This window comes from Streptomyces sp. T12 (genome assembly GCF_028736035.1).
Lineage (GTDB): Bacteria > Actinomycetota > Actinomycetes > Streptomycetales > Streptomycetaceae > Streptomyces.
Genome location: NZ_CP117866.1, coordinates 7,452,358 through 7,470,342 on the forward strand (window position 1 = coordinate 7,452,358; position 17,985 = coordinate 7,470,342).

14 protein-coding genes are annotated in these 17,985 nt (G+C 70.8%); 9 read left to right on the forward strand and 5 right to left on the reverse strand.

What is annotated here, in order from left to right:
* Positions 1–31: 31 nt before the first annotated feature.
* Both PBV52_RS33670 and PBV52_RS33675 read right to left on the reverse strand, forming a co-directional pair.
* Positions 32–1,885 carry an ABC transporter ATP-binding protein gene (locus tag PBV52_RS33670; protein WP_274243500.1) on the reverse strand — a complete coding sequence of 618 codons (1,854 nt, stop codon included), beginning with the start codon at positions 1,883–1,885 and terminating at the stop codon, positions 32–34.
* Positions 1,882–3,675 (reverse strand): ABC transporter ATP-binding protein, encoded by a 1,794-nt coding sequence (locus PBV52_RS33675; RefSeq protein WP_274243501.1) that lies wholly within the window; start codon positions 3,673–3,675, stop codon positions 1,882–1,884. Before PBV52_RS33675 ends, PBV52_RS33670 begins: the two co-directional genes overlap by 4 nt.
* A 205-nt stretch (positions 3,676–3,880) precedes the next feature.
* Between PBV52_RS33675 and PBV52_RS33680 the strand changes: the two genes are divergently transcribed.
* Genes PBV52_RS33680 through PBV52_RS33695 form a run of 4 tightly spaced genes read left to right on the forward strand, consistent with a single transcriptional unit; the run spans position 3,881 to position 7,475 of the window.
* On the forward strand, positions 3,881–4,807 hold the full coding sequence (locus tag PBV52_RS33680) for an ABC transporter ATP-binding protein (RefSeq protein WP_274243502.1): 927 nt from the start codon (positions 3,881–3,883) through the stop codon (positions 4,805–4,807).
* Positions 4,804–5,553 carry an ABC transporter permease gene (locus PBV52_RS33685; protein WP_274243503.1) on the forward strand — a complete coding sequence of 250 codons (750 nt, stop codon included), beginning with the start codon at positions 4,804–4,806 and terminating at the stop codon, positions 5,551–5,553. The genes PBV52_RS33680 and PBV52_RS33685 overlap by 4 nt, the downstream gene beginning before the upstream one ends.
* Before the next feature lie 25 nt (positions 5,554–5,578).
* Positions 5,579–6,829: a sensor histidine kinase gene (locus PBV52_RS33690; protein WP_274243504.1), complete on the forward strand. Its 1,251-nt coding sequence runs from the start codon at positions 5,579–5,581 to the stop codon at positions 6,827–6,829.
* The gene (locus PBV52_RS33695) at positions 6,819–7,475 is read left to right on the forward strand and encodes a response regulator transcription factor (RefSeq protein WP_274243505.1); all 657 of its coding nucleotides are present in this window, start codon (positions 6,819–6,821) and stop codon (positions 7,473–7,475) included. The genes PBV52_RS33690 and PBV52_RS33695 overlap by 11 nt, the downstream gene beginning before the upstream one ends.
* On the opposite strand, the gene PBV52_RS33700 is transcribed toward PBV52_RS33695, so the two are convergent.
* The 3 genes from PBV52_RS33700 to glgX all read right to left on the reverse strand — a co-directional run bounded on the left by PBV52_RS33700 (position 7,472) and on the right by glgX (position 11,455).
* The gene (locus tag PBV52_RS33700; RefSeq protein WP_274243506.1) at positions 7,472–8,896 is read right to left on the reverse strand and encodes a sulfatase; all 1,425 of its coding nucleotides are present in this window, start codon (positions 8,894–8,896) and stop codon (positions 7,472–7,474) included. The two genes, PBV52_RS33695 and PBV52_RS33700, sit on opposite strands and share 4 nt — an antisense overlap.
* Before the next feature lie 73 nt (positions 8,897–8,969).
* Positions 8,970–9,065 carry a putative leader peptide gene (locus tag PBV52_RS51870; protein ID WP_373921940.1) on the reverse strand — a complete coding sequence of 32 codons (96 nt, stop codon included), beginning with the start codon at positions 9,063–9,065 and terminating at the stop codon, positions 8,970–8,972.
* A gap of 143 nt (positions 9,066–9,208) precedes the next feature.
* Positions 9,209–11,455 carry a glycogen debranching protein GlgX gene (glgX, locus tag PBV52_RS33705; RefSeq protein ID WP_274243507.1) on the reverse strand — a complete coding sequence of 749 codons (2,247 nt, stop codon included), beginning with the start codon at positions 11,453–11,455 and terminating at the stop codon, positions 9,209–9,211.
* Positions 11,456–11,613: 158 nt separating this feature from the next.
* Here glgX and PBV52_RS33710 point away from each other — a divergent pair, with 158 nt between their 5' ends.
* From PBV52_RS33710 to PBV52_RS33730, 5 genes are all read left to right on the forward strand, one after another.
* A complete protein-coding gene (locus PBV52_RS33710; RefSeq protein ID WP_274243508.1) occupies positions 11,614–12,855 on the forward strand; it encodes an Ig-like domain-containing protein in 1,242 nt (413 codons plus the stop codon).
* Between the two features lie 170 nt (positions 12,856–13,025).
* Entirely contained in the window at positions 13,026–14,291 is a 1,266-nt protein-coding gene (locus PBV52_RS33715; protein WP_274243509.1) for an Ig-like domain-containing protein, read from the forward strand.
* A 664-nt stretch (positions 14,292–14,955) separates the two neighbouring features.
* Entirely contained in the window at positions 14,956–15,723 is a 768-nt protein-coding gene (locus tag PBV52_RS33720) for an enoyl-CoA hydratase/isomerase family protein (RefSeq protein ID WP_274243510.1), read from the forward strand.
* Between the two features lie 296 nt (positions 15,724–16,019).
* Positions 16,020–16,523, forward strand: a complete 504-nt coding sequence (locus tag PBV52_RS33725; RefSeq protein ID WP_274243511.1) for an ATP-binding protein — start codon at positions 16,020–16,022, stop codon at positions 16,521–16,523.
* A gap of 201 nt (positions 16,524–16,724) precedes the next feature.
* Positions 16,725–17,909 carry a YncE family protein gene (locus PBV52_RS33730; RefSeq protein WP_274243512.1) on the forward strand — a complete coding sequence of 395 codons (1,185 nt, stop codon included), beginning with the start codon at positions 16,725–16,727 and terminating at the stop codon, positions 17,907–17,909.
* The last annotated feature ends 76 nt before the right edge of the window (positions 17,910–17,985 follow it).

Consider the following 17,985-nt stretch of genomic DNA (forward strand, 5'->3'; position numbering starts at 1 on the left):
CCTCGCCGTCCGCCTGCGCCTACGCCTACGCCTACGCCAGACTGTCCCGCCACGCCCGGTGCAGATCCGCGAACCTGCCCGTCCCCGCGATGAGTTCGGCCGGTGTGCCGTCCTCGACGATCTGCCCGTGCTCCATCACCAGCACACGGTGCGCGATCTCGACCGTGGACAGCCGGTGGGCGATGACAACGGCCGTGCGTCCCTGCAGGACCGTCGACATCGCGCGCTGCACGGCCCGTTCGCCGGGGATGTCGAGGGAGCTGGTCGCCTCGTCGAGGATCAGCACGGCCGGGTCGGCGAGCAGTGCTCGCGCGAACGCGACGAGTTGGCGCTGACCGGCGGAGATACGGCCGCCCCGCTTGCGTACGTCGGTGTCGTAGCCGTCGGGCAGTGCGCTGATGAAGTCGTGCGCGCCGATGGCCTTCGCCGCCTGCTCGATCTCCTCGCGGGTGGCGTCCGGCCGACCGATGGCGATGTTCTCGGCGACCGTGCCGGAGAACAGGAACGCCTCCTGCGTCACCATCACCACCCCGCGCCGCAGTTCGGGCACGGCGAGCTCGCGCAGGTCGACGCCGTCGAGGAGGACCCGCCCGTCGGAGGGGTCGTAGAAGCGCGCGAGCAGCTTGGCCAGCGTCGACTTGCCCGCGCCGGTGGAGCCGACCACCGCGACCGTCTGGCCGGCCGGGATCGTGAGGTCGAAGCGGGGCAGCACCTCGCCGCCGGTGCGGTAGCCGAACCGGACGCCGTCGAAGACGACCTCGCGGCCGGGGTGCCGGGACTCGAGTGCCGGGAGCTGCTGGGGTGCGGACGGCTCGGGGACGGACGGCGTCTGGGCCAGCAGTCCGGCGATCTTCTCCAGGGAGGCCGCCGCCGACTGGTACGAGTTGAGGAACATGCCGAGCCGGTCGATCGGGTCGTACAGCCGCCGCAGATACAGCACGGCCGCCGCCAGCACACCGAGGGCCAGCGAGCCGCCCGCCACCCGGTAGGCACCCCACAGCACGATCGACGCGACGGCCGTGTTGGCGACGAGCCGGGAGCCGACGACATAGCGGGCCATCTCCAGCAGCGCGTCGCCGTTGATCCTCTCGTGCCGGGTGTTGAGGACGCGGAAGTCGGCGTCGTTGGCGGCCTCGCGGCGGAAGGCGCGCACCGGGCGGATGCCGTTCATGGTCTCGACGAACTTGACGATCACGGCGGCGATCGCGGTGGAGCGCAGGGTGTACACCCGCCCGGCGCGCCGCTGATACAGCCGTACGAGGAGATACAGCGGCACGAACGAGGCCACGGCGACCGCGCCGAGGCCGAGGTCGAGCCAGAGCAGCATCGCCGAGATGTAGACGAAGGACAGGACGACGGTGACGAGTTCCTGGAGGCCCTCGTTCAGCAGCTCGCGCAGGGACTCCACGTCCGTGGTGGAGCGGGAGATGAGCCGGCCCGAGGTGTAGCGCTCGTGGAAGTCGACGCTCAGGGCCTGGGCATGGCGGAAGATACGGCCGCGCAGGTCGAGCAGCACGTCCTGGTTGACGCGGGCGGAGAGCAGGATGAACGCGTACTGCAGCACCCCGGAGACGAGAGCGCACAGCAGATAGCCGACCCCGACGGCGATCAGCGGCCCCAGGTCGTCGCGCCGGAACGCCGGTACGGCCGAGTCGATGGCGTACGCCACCAGCAACGGGCCCGCCTGCACCGCCGCCTGCTGGAGCAGCAGCAGGAGCGTGGTGACGGCGACGCGGGCCTTCATCGGGGCGAGCAGCGAGCGCAGGAGGGCGGCGGTGGCGCCCGGGGGAGTGGGCAGGACGTCGCGGTCGAAGGGGTCGTCCGGCCCCAGGGGTTCCTCGGCCGGCTGGTCCTTGCCCGGTGCGGTGGCGGTCGTCGCCGTCATCGGTCGGCCTCCTCGGTCCCGGCCATGAGGTGCGCGTACTCGGCGCTGCTGCGCAGCAGTTCGTGATGGGTGCCGACGGCGGCGATACGGCCGTCGCAGAGCAGGGCGACGCGGTCCGCGAGGAGCACGGTGGACGGGCGGTGGGCGACGATGAGGGCGGTCGTCTCCGCGAGCACGTCCCGCAGGGCGGCCTCGACGGCGGCCTCGGTGTGCACGTCGAGGGCGGACAGGGGGTCGTCGAGCACGAGGAACCTGGGCCGGCCGACGACCGCCCGCGCGAGCGCCAGCCGCTGCCGCTGCCCGCCGGAGAGGCTGAGCCCCTGCTCGCCGACCTGGGTGCCGGCCCCGTGCGGCAGGGCGTGCGCGAACCCGGCCTGCGCGACGCCGAGCGCCCGCTCCAACTCGGGTTCGCCCGCGCCGTCCGCGGCCCCCATGAGAACGTTGTCCGCGACGCTGGCCGAGAAGAGGGTGGGCTCCTCGAAGGCGACAGCGACGAGAGAGCGCAGTTCCTCGCGGGTCATGGCGGTGATGTCGTGGCCGTCGAGGGTGATCCGGCCGGACGTCACCTCGTGGAGACGGGGGACCAGGGCGGTGAGGGTCGTCTTGCCGCTTCCGGTCGCGCCGACCAGGGCCATGGACTCGCCGGGACGGATGTGGAGGTCGATGCGGTCGAGGACGGGCGGGGAGTCGTCGGGGGCGTCGGGATACCGGAACCGCACGTCGTGGAACCGCAGTCCGAGGTCTTCGCCGTCCCCCTTCGCCGTCGAGACCTCGCGCCCCTCCGGCTCCGCGTCCATCGCCTCGAAGTACCGCTCCGTAGCCGTCGCCGCCTCCTGGCTCATGGCCAGCAGGAAGCCGATCGAGTCCACGGGCCAGCGCAGCGCGAGCGCGGTCGACAAGAACGCCACCAGCGTGCCCGCCGACAGCTCCCCGTCCGCCACCTGCACGGTGCCCAGCACCAGCGCCGCCCCGATGGCCACCTCGGGCAGCGTCACGATGACGCCCCAGATCGTCGCCAGCAGCCGGGCCTTGCGCAGCTCCGTGCCGCGCAGTGTGCGGGACAGCTCCCGGAACGCCAGCGCCTGACTGCGGTGCCGCCCGAACCCCTTGATGATCCGGATGCCGAGCACGCTCTCCTCGACGACCGTCGTCAGATCGCCGACCTGGTCCTGCGCGCGGCGCGCCACCGCGGCGTACCGCTTCTCGAAGACCACGCAGGTGACCATCACGGGCACGGCCGGGATCAGGATCACCAGCCCCAGCGTCCAGTCCTGGAGCAGCATGATGATCACGCCGACGAGGATCGTCACGCCGTTGACCAGCAGGAACGTCAACGGGAAGGCGAGGAACATACGCAGCAGCATCAGATCGGTCGTGCCCCGCGACAGCAACTGCCCCGACGCCCACCGGTCGTGGAACGCCACCGGAAGCCGCTGCAGATGCCGGTACAGATCCGCCCGCATCCCCGCCTCGACCCCCGCCAACGGCCGCGCCACCAGCCACCGCCGCAGCCCGAACAGCAACGCCTCCGCGAAGCCGAGCAGCAGCAGATACAGCGCCCCGAGCCACACCCCCGCCGGATCCCGGTCGGCGATGGGCCCGTCCACCATCCACTTCAGGACGAGCGGAATGACCAGCGCCACGCACGAGGCGAGGACCGCAACGAACGCGGCGGTGAACAACCGCACCCGCACGGGCCGCACATACGGCCACAGGCGCAGCAGCGTACGTACGGCGGAACGGTCGGCTCGGTCAGGTCGGTCCTCGGCGGTTGCACGTGTCGTCACCATCAGCAGCGAGCCTACGGATCGCCACTGACACTGCCCACCGAGTTTTGGCCGGACCGGGATCGGGCTTTGGCCCTACGACCTGCGTGTTCGAGGGGTCGTACAACCTTGTCCGTCCAGTCGTAGGCGACCATCAACCGATCGGCTGATGCCCCTTCGAGCGCGACGGCCGATGCGCCGGACCCCGCCCCGCCGGGACCCTCGTGGCATGGCATCCACACCTGTCGTCGAAGTCAGTGATCTACGCAAGTCCTACGGCGGCCGGGCCGTGGTCGACGGCGTCTCCTTCGCCGTCGAGGAGGGCGAGATCTTCGGGATCCTCGGCCCGAACGGCGCCGGCAAGACCACCACCGTCGAATGCGTCGAGGGCCTGCGCGTCCCCGACGCGGGCCGCGTCCGGGTGACCGGCCTCGACCCCGTCGCTGACCACGCGCGCGTGGCCCGCGTCCTTGGCGCCCAGCTGCAGCAGAGCGAGCTGCAGGCCAAGCTCACCGTCCGCGAGGCGCTGGAGCTGTACGCCGCCTTCTACCCGCACCCGCTGGACTGGCGGCCGCTCGCCGAACGCCTCGGCCTCACCGCCAAGCTCACCACCCGGTTCGGCAAGCTCTCCGGCGGCCAGAAGCAGCGCCTGTTCATCGCGCTCGCCCTGATCGGCAACCCCCGGATCGTCGTCCTGGACGAGCTGACCACCGGGCTCGACCCACGCGCCCGCCGGGACACCTGGGAGCTGATCGAGGACGTCCGCGCGAACGGCGTCACCGTCCTGCTCGTCACCCACTTCATGGAGGAGGCGCAGCGGCTGTGCGACCGGATCGCGGTGATCGACAAGGGGCGGGTGGCCGCCCTGGACACCCCGTCCGGCCTGATCCGCCGCTCGGCAGGGGCCACCGTCATCAGCTTCACGCCGTCCGCCCCGCTGGACGAGGGTGACCTGAACGCGCTGCCCGCGCTCGCGTCGGTCGCGCACAAGGACGGCCGCCTCACCCTGTCGGGCACCGACGAGACCGTGAACGCGGTGATCACGCTGCTTGCCCGCCGGCACGTCACCGCCCATCAACTCCGCGTCATCGACGCCACGTTGGACGACGCGTTCCTCGACCTCACCAGGTCCGACACGAAGGAGGCGGCGGCATGAGCACGGCCGTCCTGAACAAAGCCGTACTGAAGGCGGAGCTTCGCCTCTTCCGCCGCGAACCCGGCGCGCTCTTCTGGATCCTGCTGTTCCCGACCCTGCTGCTGGTGATCCTCGGTTCCATCCCGTCCTTCCGCGATCCCCAGGCCGACCTCGGCGGACTGCGGACCGTCGACGTCTACGTCCCCGTGGCCGTGCTGCTCGGCCTGATCGTGGGCGGACTCCAGGCCATGCCGCAGACCCTCACCGGCCACCGCGAGCGCGGCATCCTGCGCCGGATGTCCACGACCCCCGTGCGGCCGACCGCCCTGCTGTCCGCGCAGATGCTGGTGTTCGGCGGTGCCGCCCTGGCCTCGGCACTGCTGGCCCTCGCGGTCGGACGGCTCGCCTTCGACGTACGACTGCCCGAGCAGCCCTTCGGATACCTCCTCGCCCTGGTCCTGGCCGCCCTGGTCGCCCTCGCGCTCGGCGCGGTGATCTCCGCCCTGTCCCGGACGACGAAGATCGCCGGCGCCATCGGGTCCGCCGTGTTCTTCCCGTCGATGTTCTGCGCGGGCGTGTGGGCGCCGGTGCAGACGATGCCGGACGTCCTCGCCCGGATCGTCGGCTGCACGCCGTTCGGTGCGGCCGCCGAGGCGCTGAACAGGGCCGCGGCGGGGGACTGGCCGGGCTGGACGCACCTTGGTGTCGTCGCCGCCTGGACGGTGCTGCTCACGGCCGCCGCGTCGCGCTGGTTCCGCTGGGAGTGAGCGGGCCGTGCCGGACACTGGGGCTATGACGAACACCGTGCCGCAGGAGCCCCGGGCCTCCTTCGACAGCTGGGGGCCCTATGCGCTGCTGGTCGCCGGTGTCGTCGCGGCGGCGGTCTCCGCTCTCCCGGTCGGCATGGGCCGCTCCGCGATGGCCGCCTCGGCCGTACTCGTTGCCGCGGGTGCCCTGCTGCAGGTGTGGTGGGGGAGGGTGAAGCGGAGGCAGCCGGGCCCGAGCCGGACCGGCGTGTGCTTCTACTTCCTGCGCTGGGCCCTCGGATTCGTGCTGACCTGGCTCAACCCGTTCTTCGCCTTCTACGCGGTGACCGGCTACTACACCGCCGCCCGGGAACTGCCCAGCCGACTGGTGATGCCCGGTCTGCTCCTGACCGCGATCACCATGGCCGGCAGCGAGGTGGGCGGCATGCCGCCGCACGGGCTGCTCCTGTGGACCGGCTTCTTCCTCGTCCTGGGCCTCAACATGGGCCTGGTCAGCGTGTTCACCCGGTTCGCCCTGCAGGAGCAGGAGCGCGCCCGCGTCCAGGCCGAGACCATCACCGAACTGGAGCGCACCAACACGGCGTTGCAGCAGGCCCACGACGAGAACGCCGCCCTGCACGCCCAACTCCTCCTCCAGGCGAGGGAGGCCGGCGTCGCCGACGAACGCCGCCGCCTCGCCGCCGAGATCCACGACACCATCGCCCAGGGCCTGACCGGCATCATCGCCCAGCTCCAGGTCGTCGCGAACGCCCCCGACCTGCCCACGGCCCGCACCCATCTCGACCGCGCCTCGGCCCTCGCCCGCCACAGCCTCGGCGAGGCCCGCCGCTCGGTGCACAACCTCGCGCCCGTGGCGCTGGCGAACGACGGACTGCCCGAGGCCCTCAACAAGACGGTCGCCGAATGGGGCGAACGCACCGGCGTCCGCGCCGAGTTCACCGTCACCGGCACCCCGGAACACCTCCACGACGAGGTCTCGGCGACGCTGCTGAGGATCGTCCAGGAGGCCCTGTCGAATGCCGCCCGGCACGCACGGGCCACCCGCGTCGGCGTCACCCTGTCGTTCCTGGGCGACGAGGTCATCCTCGACATCCGCGACGACGGTCAGGGCTTCGACCCGCTCGCCGTCCCCGACCGCACCCGCACCGGCGGCTTCGGCCTCGACGGCATGCGCGCCCGCGCCGAACGCATCGCCGGTTCCCTCACGGTCGAGTCCGAGCCAGGGCACGGAACGGCCCTGTCGGCTCGCGTACCGTTGGTGCGCCATGACAGCTGACGTGCCTCGAGAAACGCCGATCTCCGTGCTGATCGTCGACGACCATCCCGTCGTACGGGACGGTCTGCGCGGCATGTTCGACTCCGCGCCCGGATTCACCGTGCTCGGCGAGGCGTCGAACGGCGTCGAGGCGGTCGAGAAGGCCACCGCCCTCGACCCGGACGTCGTCCTGATGGACCTGCGCATGCCGGGCGGCGGCGGGGTCGAGGCGATCGCCCACCTCGCCCGCACCGGAGCCCGCGCCAAGGTCCTCGTGCTGACCACGTACGACACGGACTCCGACACCCTCCCCGCGATCGAGGCGGGCGCGACGGGCTATCTGCTCAAGGACGCCCCGCGCGACGAGCTCTTCACGGCGGTCCGGGCCGCCGCCGAGGGCCGAACCGTCCTGTCCCCGGCGGTCGCCTCCCGTCTGGTCTCCGCGGTCCGTGCGCCCAAGGCCCCCGGCAACGAGCCGCTCTCCGCACGCGAGCGCGAAGTGCTGGCCCTGGTCGCCAGGGGCACCTCCAACCGCGAGATCGCCCGCGAACTGTTCATCAGCGAGGCGACCGTGAAGACCCATCTCACCCACCTGTACGCCAAGTTGGGCGTCAAGGACCGCGCGGCCGCGGTGGCGACGGCGTACGACCGGGGGATCCTCGGCTAGTCCGGGTACGGCAGCAGGGTGCCGGCGACCTTCTCCCAGGCTGTCTTCAGCTCGGCGAGCAACTCGGGCTCGTCGGGCGCGAGATCGGCCTGCTCGCGCTGGTCGGCGGCGAGGTCGTAGAGGTGGTCGGTGCCGTCGGCGTCCCGGTAGTACTTCCAGTCGCCGCGCCTGAGAGCCCGGCCCGCCCGCACCCGCCAGAACAGGTCCCGCTCCGGCAGCGCCTCGCCCCGCAGCAGGTACCCGGCGAGGCTGGTGCCGTCCAGCGGATACGCCGGGTCGGGCCGGGCGCCGCCCAGCTCCAGCAGGGTCGCCGTCCAGTCGGGGGTGAACAGCGGCTCGTGGCTGACCTGGTGGCCGTCGATGCGGGAGGGCCAGCGCACGATGGTCGGCACCCGGATGCCGCCCTCCTGGAGCACGAACTTCTCGCCGCTCAGCGGCCACAGGTACGACCAGCGCTCGCCGCCGTTGTCGCTGGCGAACACCACGACGGTGTCGTCCTCCTGCCCGGACCGGCGCAGCGCCCCGAGCACCTCCCCGAGGGTGGCGTCGAGGCTCTGCACCATCTCCGTGTACTTCTCGACCGAGCCGCCGTCGTAGTGGTTGAGCGCCTTGCTCACCTCCGCCTGGGACTTGGCGGCGCGGATCTTCGCGGCGATCCCGGCGCCGGTCTCCTCGTCGCCCTCCGCGAGCCAGGGCCAGTGCGGGGTGGTGAAGTTGAGGTTCAGCAGCCACGGCTTGTCGTGGTCCCGGCTCACGTACTCCACGGCCCGCTCGGTCAGCACAGTCGTGTAGTACCGCAGGTCCTTGTACTGCGCGTCGCCCTCGTAGAGGTCGTACGTGCCCAGCTGGCCGAGCTTGGAGAAGTACTCCAGCACGCCTCCGAAGTTGCCGAAGAACTCGTCCCAGCCCGACTTGGTGGGGCTGTAGTCCGGCAGCCAGCCGCAGTGCCACTTGCCGATGAGCGCGGTGGAGTAGCCCGCCTTCTTCAGGAGGGAGGCCAGTGTGGGGTGGTTCGGGTCCAGCCCCTGCGTCCTGTTGGCGATCGGCTCGGCGAGCCCGCCCTTCGTACGGCCCGGATAGCGCCCGGTGTACAGGCTGAACCGGGTCGGCGAGCAGGTAGCGGAGCCGGAGTACGCGTCGGTGAACCGCACCCCCTGCCGGGCCAGCCGGTCCAGGTTCGGGGTCTTGATGTGCGGGGCGCCGTACGAGGACAGGTCGGCCCAGCCGAGGTCGTCGCCCAGGATGACCAGGAAGTTGGGGCGCTCTCCGGACGCGGATGCGGGCCGGGCCTTGAACGGGCGCTCGGCGGGGGTGGCTTCGACGGCTGCGGCGGCTTCGCCTGCGGTGGCCGTACCGGCGACGGCGGTCACGGCACTGCCACCGACGAGACCACCGAAGGCGCGGCGGGATATTTCGGGCATGCGGGGTCCTCGAAACGGCGTGCCCCGGAGCAGGGCACGCGAAGGAAGGGGAGAGGAGGGGGAGGGCTACGGCTCAGCGACAGACGGCGCTGGACTGCCGGCACAGATCGACGTGGCGTCGCTCCACGAGCGCGACGCCCGCAGATCGGTGCGCCGCGGGAAGCCTCATGATCGGCACGCTGCCAGTGGTGCGACCCGAGGGTCAAGGGACGGGCGGCGCAACCGGCGCGGGTTTCATACGGCGTTCACGCAACCCGGTCCCTCTGCACGTCCTCGATCCCCGTGGGGCGCCCGCCCCGCGCGACGGCCGCTTCAGCCGACCACCTTCAGCAGCAACACCGCCCGCGCCGGCACCGTGATCGCCGCCCCCGCCCGGTGCTCCACCCCCGGCGCCTCCCCCTGCTCCTCCCGCGAGGTGTCGACGACCACCTCGTACCGCTCCGCCCACGGCGGCCCCGGCAGCACGAAGCTCACCGGCCGGTCCCCGGCGTGCAGGACGGCCAGGAAGCTGTCGTCGAGGATCGGCGCCCCCCGCTCGTCGCGGCCCGGGATGTCCCGCCCGGACAGATACATGCCCAGCGTGGCGGCGGGCGCGTACCAGTCCCGTTCCGTCATCTCCGTGCCGCGCAGAGTGAACCAGGCGAGGTCCCGCAGGCCGTCGGCCGAGTGTGCCCGCCCGGAGAAGAAGGCCCGCCGGCGCAGCACGGGGTGTCGGTGCCGCAGCTCGATCAGCCGGGAGGTCAGGTCGAACAGGGCCTTCCAGCCCGGGTCCTCCAGCAGCCCCCAGTCCAGCCAGCTGATCTCGTTGTCCTGGCAGTACGCGTTGTTGTTGCCCCGCTGGGTGCGCCCCAGCTCGTCACCCGCGACCAGCATCGGCACGCCCGTCGACAGCAACAGGGTGGTCAGCAGGTTCCGCAACTGCCGTCGCCGCAGCGCCCGGACGCGCTCGTCGTCCGTCTCGCCCTCGGCCCCGCAGTTCCAGGACCGGTTGTCGTTCGACCCGTCCCGGTTGCCCTCCCCGTTCGCCTCGTTGTGCTTGCGCTCGTAGGACACCAGGTCCCGCAGCGTGAAACCGTCGTGCGCCGTCACGAAGTTCACGGAGGCGTACGGCCGCCGCCCTCCCCACGCGTACAGGTCGCTCGACCCCGAGAGGCGGTACCCCAGATCCCGCACGTCCGGCAGCGCGCCCCGCCAGTAGTCCCGTATGGCGTTGCGGTAGCGGTCGTTCCACTCCGTCCACAGCGGCGGAAAGGCGCCCACCTGGTATCCGCCCGACCCCACGTCCCACGGTTCGGCGATCAGCTTTACCCGCCGCAGCACCGGATCCTGCGCGATGACCGCCAGGAACGGGGACAGCATGTCGACGTCGTGCATGGAGCGGGCCAGCGCGGCCGCCAGGTCGAAGCGGAAGCCGTCCACCCCCATCTCCGTCACCCAGTACCGCAGGGAGTCGGTGATGAGCCGCAGGACGTGCGGCTGGACGACGTGCAGCGTGTTCCCGCAGCCCGTGTAGTCCGCGTACCGGCGCGCGTCCGACTGCAACCGGTAGTACCCCCGGTTGTCGATGCCCTTCAGCGACAGCGTCGGGCCCAGCTCGCCCGCCTCCGCCGTGTGGTTGTAGACGACGTCGAGGATGACCTCGATCCCGGCCTCGTGCAGGGCACGGACCATCCGCTTGAACTCGCCGACCTGTTGACCGGTCGTACCGGAGGCGGCGTACGCGGCGTGCGGGGCGAAGTAGCCGATGGAGTTGTAGCCCCAGTAGTTGCGCAGGCCCTTGCGCAGCAGATGGTCCTCGTGCGCGAACTGATGCACCGGCAGCAGCTCCACCGCCGTCACGCCCAGCTTGACGAGGTGCTCGACGGCGGCCGGGTGCGCCAGTCCGGCGTAGGTCCCCCGCAGCTCCTCGGGAATCCCCGGATGCAGCTCGGTGAAGCCCCGGACGTGCACCTCGTAGATCACCGAGTCGGCCCACGGCGTCTTCGGCCGGCGGTCGTCCGCCCAGTCGTCGTCATCGTGGACGACGACACCCTTCGGGACGTACGGCGCCGAGTCCCGGTCGTCGCGCACCGTGTCGGCGACATGCTGCTGGGGCCAGTCGCGGACATGCCCGTACACCTCCGGCGGCAGGCTGAAGTCGCCGTCCACCGCGCGCGCGTACGGGTCGAGGAGCAGCTTCGCCGGGTTCCAGCGGCCGCCGGTCCACGGGTCCCAGCGGCCGTGCACCCGGTAGCCGTAGCGCTGCCCCGGCATGACGCCCGGCACGAAGCCGTGCCAGATCTCGTGCGTCAGTTCGGTCAGCTTGGCCCGAGTCTCCTTGCCCTCCTCGTCGAACAGACACAGCTCGACCGCCTCCGCTCCCCCCGCCCACAGCGCGAAGTTGGTGCCCGCCACCCCGTCCGGACCGACCCGGAAGCGGGCGCCGAGCGGCACGGGCGTGCCCGGCCATACGGGCACGGCAGGGGCTTTGCGCTGCGCGCCGTTCACGACGGCGGCCGGGCGCCCCTCCTCAGCGGCGACCGCCTCGGCCACCGCCTCCTGCTCGGCTGCGCTCGACACCTGTCGGCCTCCCACGGCTCAGGGACCACACGAAGGGGGAGGAGAGCCCACGGTGTCCCGGTCCGCGGCTCCCCATCGCGTCGTCCTCCCCACTGTTCTGCCCACCGCATGGCTCGCACTCACGTTTCCCCAGGGCCGCCCCGGTCGTTGGGGTCTTCGTGAGGCATGTACAAGGGCGCGCGCGGCGCGCGGGGGCCGTGCTGGCCGCCGTACTGACATGGGCCGGCCTGCTGGCCGGGGTGACCGGCTGTACCTCGGACGGCGGCGGCGTCGACCAGATGCTGGGCAAACCGCCGGCGCCCGAGGACGTCATCCGGGTCATGCCCGACGACCGCAGCAAGGGCGTACGCCCCGACGACCGGCTGCTCGTCCGGGTGCCCGACGGGCACCTGGAGTCGGTGAAGGTCGTCAAGTCCCAGGACGCGCAGGAGTTCCCGGTACCCGGGCACATCTCCAAGGACGGCCTGCGCTGGGAGCCCGAGGACCCCGGGCTCGCGCTGGCCGCCGAGTACACGATCGACGCGGTGGCCGTCGACGGCCAGGGACGCCGCAGCGCACGGCACACGACCTTCACCACGTACGTCCCCGAAGAGCGGTTCATCGGATACGTCACCCCGGAGAACCGCTCCACCGTCGGCACCGGAATGATCGTCTCCCTGGAGTTCAACCGGGAGATCGAGAACCGGGCCGCCGTCGAACGCGCCGTCCAGGTCACCGCCGAGCCGGCCGTTGAGATCCGCCCGCACTGGTTCGGCAGGTCCCGCCTCGACTTCCGCCCCGAGCACTACTGGAAGCCCGGCACCCAGGTCACCGTCGCGCTGCGCCTGCGCGACGTCGAAGGCGCGCCCGGGGTGTACGGGCTGCAGTACAAGACGTTCTCCTTCACCGTCGGCCGCCACCAGGTCTCCCTCGTCGACGCCGCCAAGCACACCATGGAGGTACGGCGCGACGGCGAGCTGCTCACCACCGTGCCGATCACGGCCGGCGCACCCAAGAACACGACGTACAACGGCAAGATGGTGGTCACCGAGATGCTCGAGCTGACCCGGATGAACGGCGCGACGGTCGGCTTCAAGAAGGCCAACGGCAAGAGCGAGTACGACATCCCGGACGTCCCGCACGCCATGCGCCTCACCGACTCCGGCACCTTCCTGCACGGCAACTACTGGGCGGATGCCTCGCTCTTCGGACGGAGCAATGTCAGCCACGGGTGCGTGGGGCTCAGGGACGTCAAGGGCGGCGGCTCCGAGACGCCCGCGGGCTGGTTCTTCGACCGCAGCCTGATCGGGGACGTCGTCGAGGTGGTCCGCAGCAATGACAAAAAGGTCGCTCCCGACAATGGGCTCGGAGGATGGAATATGGGCTGGAAGGAGTGGAAGACGGGGAGTGCGGTGAAGTAACAGGACAGGGGGGTGAGTTGCTCGACCAACCGGCTATCTGTCGATGTTGGAACGGAACGGTGACAAACGCGCGGCGCCGACGCCCATGACCTTGTGGTTAATATGCGCCGATGCGCGCGGCAGATGCGCGGGGGCGCGGGCCTGGCCAGGCCCGGGGAGGGGAGAAGGACTTGAACGTGCGGCCGATATCGGGGGCGTCGGTTGACGCGCGCGGGAGGCGAACGAGCCGAACGAGTGGCGGGCGTGGGCGCAAGGGGCAGGCGGCATTGGCCGGGGTGCTGCTGCTCGCGGTCGCCGCGTGCGGCGGGGGCGGTGGCTCGGACTCGGGGTCCGGCGACGGCAAGGGCAAGGACTCCGGCACGGCGCAGACCCAGAAGTCGCAGGCGGTCGTGACCATAGCGCCGGGTGACGGCGCCAAGTCCGTCGACACCAGCGGCGCGCTGAAGGTGACCGCGGCCCAGGGCAAGCTGACGGACGTCGAGGTCAAGGACGCCAAGGGCAACGCGGTCGACGGCAAGATATCCGGGGACGGCGCCAGCTGGACGCCGTCCACGCACCTCGCCGCCGCCACGACGTACACGGTGCACGCGGTCGCCAAGGACGCCGAGGGTCTGGAGGCGGCCAAGGAGGCCGACTTCACCACCCTGACGCCGAAGAACACCTTCCTCGGCACCTTCACGCCGGAGGACGGCTCCAAGGTCGGCGTCGGAATGCCGTTCTCGATCCGCTTCACCCGGGGCATCACCAGCCCTGAGGACGTCGAGAAGGCCATCACCATCAAGACCGAGCCGGCCGTCGAGGTCGAGGGCCACTGGTTCGGCAACGACCGCCTCGACTTCCGTCCCGAGAAATACTGGAAGCCCGGCACGAAGGTCACGGTCGACCTCAACCTCGACGGCGTCGAGGGCCGCCCCGGCGTCTACGGCGAGCAGGACAAGAAGGTCTCCTTCACCATCGGCCGCAACCAGGTCTCGGTCGTCGACGTGAAGACCAAGAAGATGAAGGTCACCCAGGACGGCAAGGTCATCAAGACCATCCCCGTCACCACCGGCAAGCCCGGGTACGACACCTGGAACGGCCAGATGGTCATGACCGAGAAGTTCGTCGAGACCCGGATGAACGGCGACACCGTCGGCTACGACGGTGAGTACGACATCGACGACGTCCCGCACGCCACCCGTCTGACCGACTCCGGCACCTTCATCCACGGCAACTACTGGGGCGGCGGCGCCTTCGGCAACTACAACGCCAGCCACGGCTGCATCGGCCTGCGCGACGTCAAGGGCGCCTGGGACGGCGGCACGCCGGCCGCGTGGTTCTTCAACCACTCGATGATCGGCGACGTGGTGGTCGTGAAGAACTCCAACGACGCGACGGTCGCTCCCGACAACGGCCTGAACGGCTGGAACATGTCGTGGGAGAAGTGGAAGGCGTAGGCCTACTGCGTTTCCGCGGCCCCGGAGCTGTGCCTCGATGTGAGGTACGGCACCGGGGCCGCACCCGTTGGTCCCCGTGCTGTGCCTGCCTGGGCGGCAACCCCCAGACCCCCGGCCGAGTGTGATCGACCGCACCGGAGCGGTGACCGTTAGCCCCCGTGCTGTGCCTGCCTGGGGGGCAACCCCCAGACCCCCGGCCGAGTGTGATCGACCGCACCGGAGCGGTGACCGTTAGCCCCCGTGCTGTGCCTGCCTGGGGGGCAACCCCCAGACCCCCGGCCGAGTGTGATCGACCGCACCGGAGCGGTGACCGTTAGCCCCCGTGCTGTGCCTGCCTGGGGGGCAACCCCCAGACCCCCGGCCGAGTGTGATCGACCGCACCGGAGCGGTGACCGTTAGCCCCCGTGCTGTGCCTGCCTGGGGGGCAACCCCCAGACCCCCGGCCGAGTGTGATCGACCGCACCGGAGCGGTGACCGTTAGCCCCCGTGCTGTGCCTGCCTGGGGGGCAACCCCCAGACCCCCGGCCGAGTGTGATCGACCGCACCGGAGCGGTGACCGTTAGCCCCCGTGCTGTGCCTGCCTGGGGGGCAACCCCCAGACCCCCGGCCGAGTGTGATCGACCGCACCGGAGCGGTGACCGTTAGCCCCCGTTAACCTGCTGGCATGACCGTGAATCTCGAAGTCGCCGAAGGCGTCGGCGTCCTGCGCCTCGACCGCCCGCCCATGAACGCGCTGGACGTCGCCACCCAGGACAGGCTCAAGGAGATCGCCGAGGAGGCGGGCCGTCGTGACGACGTACGGGCCGTGGTGATCTACGGCGGGGAGAAGGTGTTCGCGGCAGGCGCGGACATCAAGGAGATGCAGGCCATGGACCACGCGGCGATGGTCCTGCGCGCGCGGGCCCTGCAGGAGTCGTTCACGGCGGTGGCCCGGATCCCGAAGCCGGTGGTGGCGGCCGTGACGGGCTACGCGCTCGGCGGCGGCTGCGAGTTGGCGCTGTGCGCGGACTACCGCATCGCGGCGGACAACGCCAAGCTGGGCCAGCCGGAGATCCTGCTCGGCCTGATCCCGGGCGCGGGCGGCACCCAGCGGCTGGCCCGTCTGATCGGCCCGTCGAAGGCGAAGGACCTGATCTTCACGGGCCGCATGGTGAAGGCCGACGAGGCGCGGGAGCTGGGCCTGGTGGACCGCGTGGTGGCGCCGGACCAGGTCTACGCCGAAGCGCACGCCTGGGCGGCGAAGCTGGCGCAGGGCCCGGCGATCGCACTGCGTGCGGCGAAGGAGTCGATCGACACGGGCCTGGAGACGGACATCGAGACGGGCCTCGCGGTGGAACGGGGCTGGTTCGCGGGGCTGTTCGCGACGGAGGACCGGGAGCGGGGGATGCGGAGCTTCGTGGAGGAGGGGCCGGGCAAGGCGAAGTTCCTCTGAGGGCCTGGCAAAGTCCGGTCTGAAACTCCGCCGAACCACTTGCAATTGACAGGACGTCTGATCCGGGTCCCTCGATGGGGCGGTTTATGGCAGCCTTAAGGCAACCTTAAGCGTGTCTTGTCGAGGGAGCCTGTCGATTGCCTCCAGTGGACCCTTCGTCGCAGGTCAGACAGGCTGTCAGCGACACCGAACTGCCCCTGTCATATGCCAACCGAGTCGTGCGGAATGGGCGCTTCCGGGGGGTGTATTCCACGGGAACGGCCCCGGAGAGCCCTGTCGGCGGCCATGATGGGGGCATGGCGGGGCTGGAGGGTATCGAACAGCCGCGGGGACACAGCCGTGCGGCCGCGGCGCGCTGGTCGCCGGCGGCCGAGGACGAAGCTGCTTCCAAGGTACTGGAGCTGTTCGGCAATCCCACGGAGGCGGAGGTTCCGCTCCCGTCCCGCCCCGAGTCCGCGGCGACGGCGCGGCGGCTGGCCCAGGTGGTGATCCTGCGTCAGTGGGGCTTGACTCCGAAGATGACGGAGGACGCGGTCCTGCTCGTCTCGGAACTGGTCGGCAACGCCGTCCGTCATACCGGCGCCCGCGTCTTCGGCCTGCGCATGCGCCGCCGCCGAGGCTGGATCCGTATCGAGGTCCGCGACCCTTCCCGCGGCCTGCCCTGCCTGATGCCGGTCCAGGAGATGGACATCAGCGGCCGGGGCCTGTTCCTGGTGGACAAACTCTCCGACCGCTGGGGCGTGGACCTGCTGCCGCGCGGCAAGACGACATGGTTCGAGATGCGGGTGGCGGACCGCTGAGCGCTCCGCTGCAAGAACGGTGACAAACCTGCGGGCAAGACCGCTTGGCGCCGGCCACGGCGACCCGTACGAACCGCTTATCGGGTGAATCGTGCGTTTTTCGACGCAATCCTCATTAAATGGTCAAGAGATCACTACCGACCGCACCCCGGCCGCGCGAACCCGGTCGCCGTCCTCCCCGCCGCACTGGAAGAACTGCCGATGAACCTCCTCCACCGCACCCTCCTCGCCGGCGTAGGCATCCTCGCGCTCGCCGCCTGCGGCACCCAGTCCGCCAAGGACAAGACCCGGGCCGCCCCCGAGTCCCGCGGCGGAACCCAGGCCGCCATCCCCGCCCCGGAGAAGAAGACCGTCCAGGGTCTGCCCGGCATGCCACCCGTCCTGGACCCGAAGGACGTCTATGCCGCCGACCGTCCGAACAAGCTCTCCCCGGTCGTCAAGGACTTCCCGTCCCGTGTCTACGTCCCGAACACCGAGTCGGACACCGTCTCCGTCATCGACCCGAAGACGTACGAGATCATCGAGACCATCCCCGTCGGCCGCCAGCCCCAGCACGTCGTCCCGTCCTGGGACCTGAAGACCCTCTGGGTCAACAACAACCGCGGCCACACCCTCACCCCCATCGACCCGAAGACCGGCAAGGCGGGCAAGGAGGTGGAGGTCCACGACCCCTACAACCTCTACTTCACCCCCAACGGCAAGTACGCCGTCGTCATGGCCTCCCTCGACCGCGAACTCGTCTTCCGCGACCCCCACACCATGAAGCGGATCAAGACCGAGCCGGTCACCTGCTACGGCGTCAACCACGCCGACTTCTCCCTCGACGGCCGCTACTTCATCGTCTCCTGCGAGTTCAGCGGCGAACTGCTGAAGGTCGACACGGAGCGGATGAAGGTCGTCGGGCAGCAGAAACTGCCCTTCGACGGAGCCATGCCGCAGGACGTGAAGGTCTCCCCGGACGGCAAGCGGTTCTACATCGCCGACATGATGGCCGACGGCATGTGGGTCCTGGACGGCGACAAGTTCACCGAGCCCACGCTGCTGCCCACGGGCAAGGGCTGCCACGGCCTCTACGTCAGCCGCGACTCGCGCGAGATGTACGTCTCCAACCGCGGCGAAGGCACCGTCTCCGTCTTCGACTTCACCCAGAACATGCTCACCAAGAAGTGGCACCTCCCCGACGGCGGCAGCCCCGACATGGGCGGCGTTTCCGCCGACGGCAAGGTGCTGTGGCTGTCGGGCCGTTACGACTCCGAGGTGTACGCCATCGACACCCGCACCGGCGAAGAGCTCGCGCGCGTCCCCGTCGGCAGCGGCCCGCACGGCCTCGCCGTCTACCCGCAGCCGGGCCGCTACTCCCTGGGGCACACCGGCATCTTCCGTTAGCCGAGGCGTAGTTGACCTGTGGTCAGTGGACACGCCGCCGTACGGGTGACGTTCCACGACCTGCCACCACGGGCCC

Excerpts from the sequence above, each read along its gene's own strand:
- PBV52_RS33675 (WP_274243501.1), bottom strand. The coding sequence starts at position 3,675 with ATGGTGACGACACGTGCAACCGCCGAGGACCGACCTGACCGAGCCGAC.
- PBV52_RS33730 (WP_274243512.1), top strand. The coding sequence starts at position 16,725 with ATGAACCTCCTCCACCGCACCCTCCTCGCCGGCGTAGGCATCCTCGCG.
- PBV52_RS33690 (WP_274243504.1), top strand. The coding sequence starts at position 5,579 with ATGACGAACACCGTGCCGCAGGAGCCCCGGGCCTCCTTCGACAGCTGG.
- PBV52_RS51870 (WP_373921940.1), bottom strand. The coding sequence starts at position 9,065 with ATGAGGCTTCCCGCGGCGCACCGATCTGCGGGCGTCGCGCTCGTGGAG.
- PBV52_RS33695 (WP_274243505.1), top strand. The coding sequence starts at position 6,819 with ATGACAGCTGACGTGCCTCGAGAAACGCCGATCTCCGTGCTGATCGTC.
- PBV52_RS33700 (WP_274243506.1), bottom strand. The coding sequence starts at position 8,896 with ATGCCCGAAATATCCCGCCGCGCCTTCGGTGGTCTCGTCGGTGGCAGT.
- PBV52_RS33720 (WP_274243510.1), top strand. The coding sequence starts at position 14,956 with ATGACCGTGAATCTCGAAGTCGCCGAAGGCGTCGGCGTCCTGCGCCTC.
- PBV52_RS33725 (WP_274243511.1), top strand. The coding sequence starts at position 16,020 with ATGGCGGGGCTGGAGGGTATCGAACAGCCGCGGGGACACAGCCGTGCG.
- PBV52_RS33680 (WP_274243502.1), top strand. The coding sequence starts at position 3,881 with ATGGCATCCACACCTGTCGTCGAAGTCAGTGATCTACGCAAGTCCTAC.
- PBV52_RS33670 (WP_274243500.1), bottom strand. The coding sequence starts at position 1,885 with ATGACGGCGACGACCGCCACCGCACCGGGCAAGGACCAGCCGGCCGAG.
- PBV52_RS33685 (WP_274243503.1), top strand. The coding sequence starts at position 4,804 with ATGAGCACGGCCGTCCTGAACAAAGCCGTACTGAAGGCGGAGCTTCGC.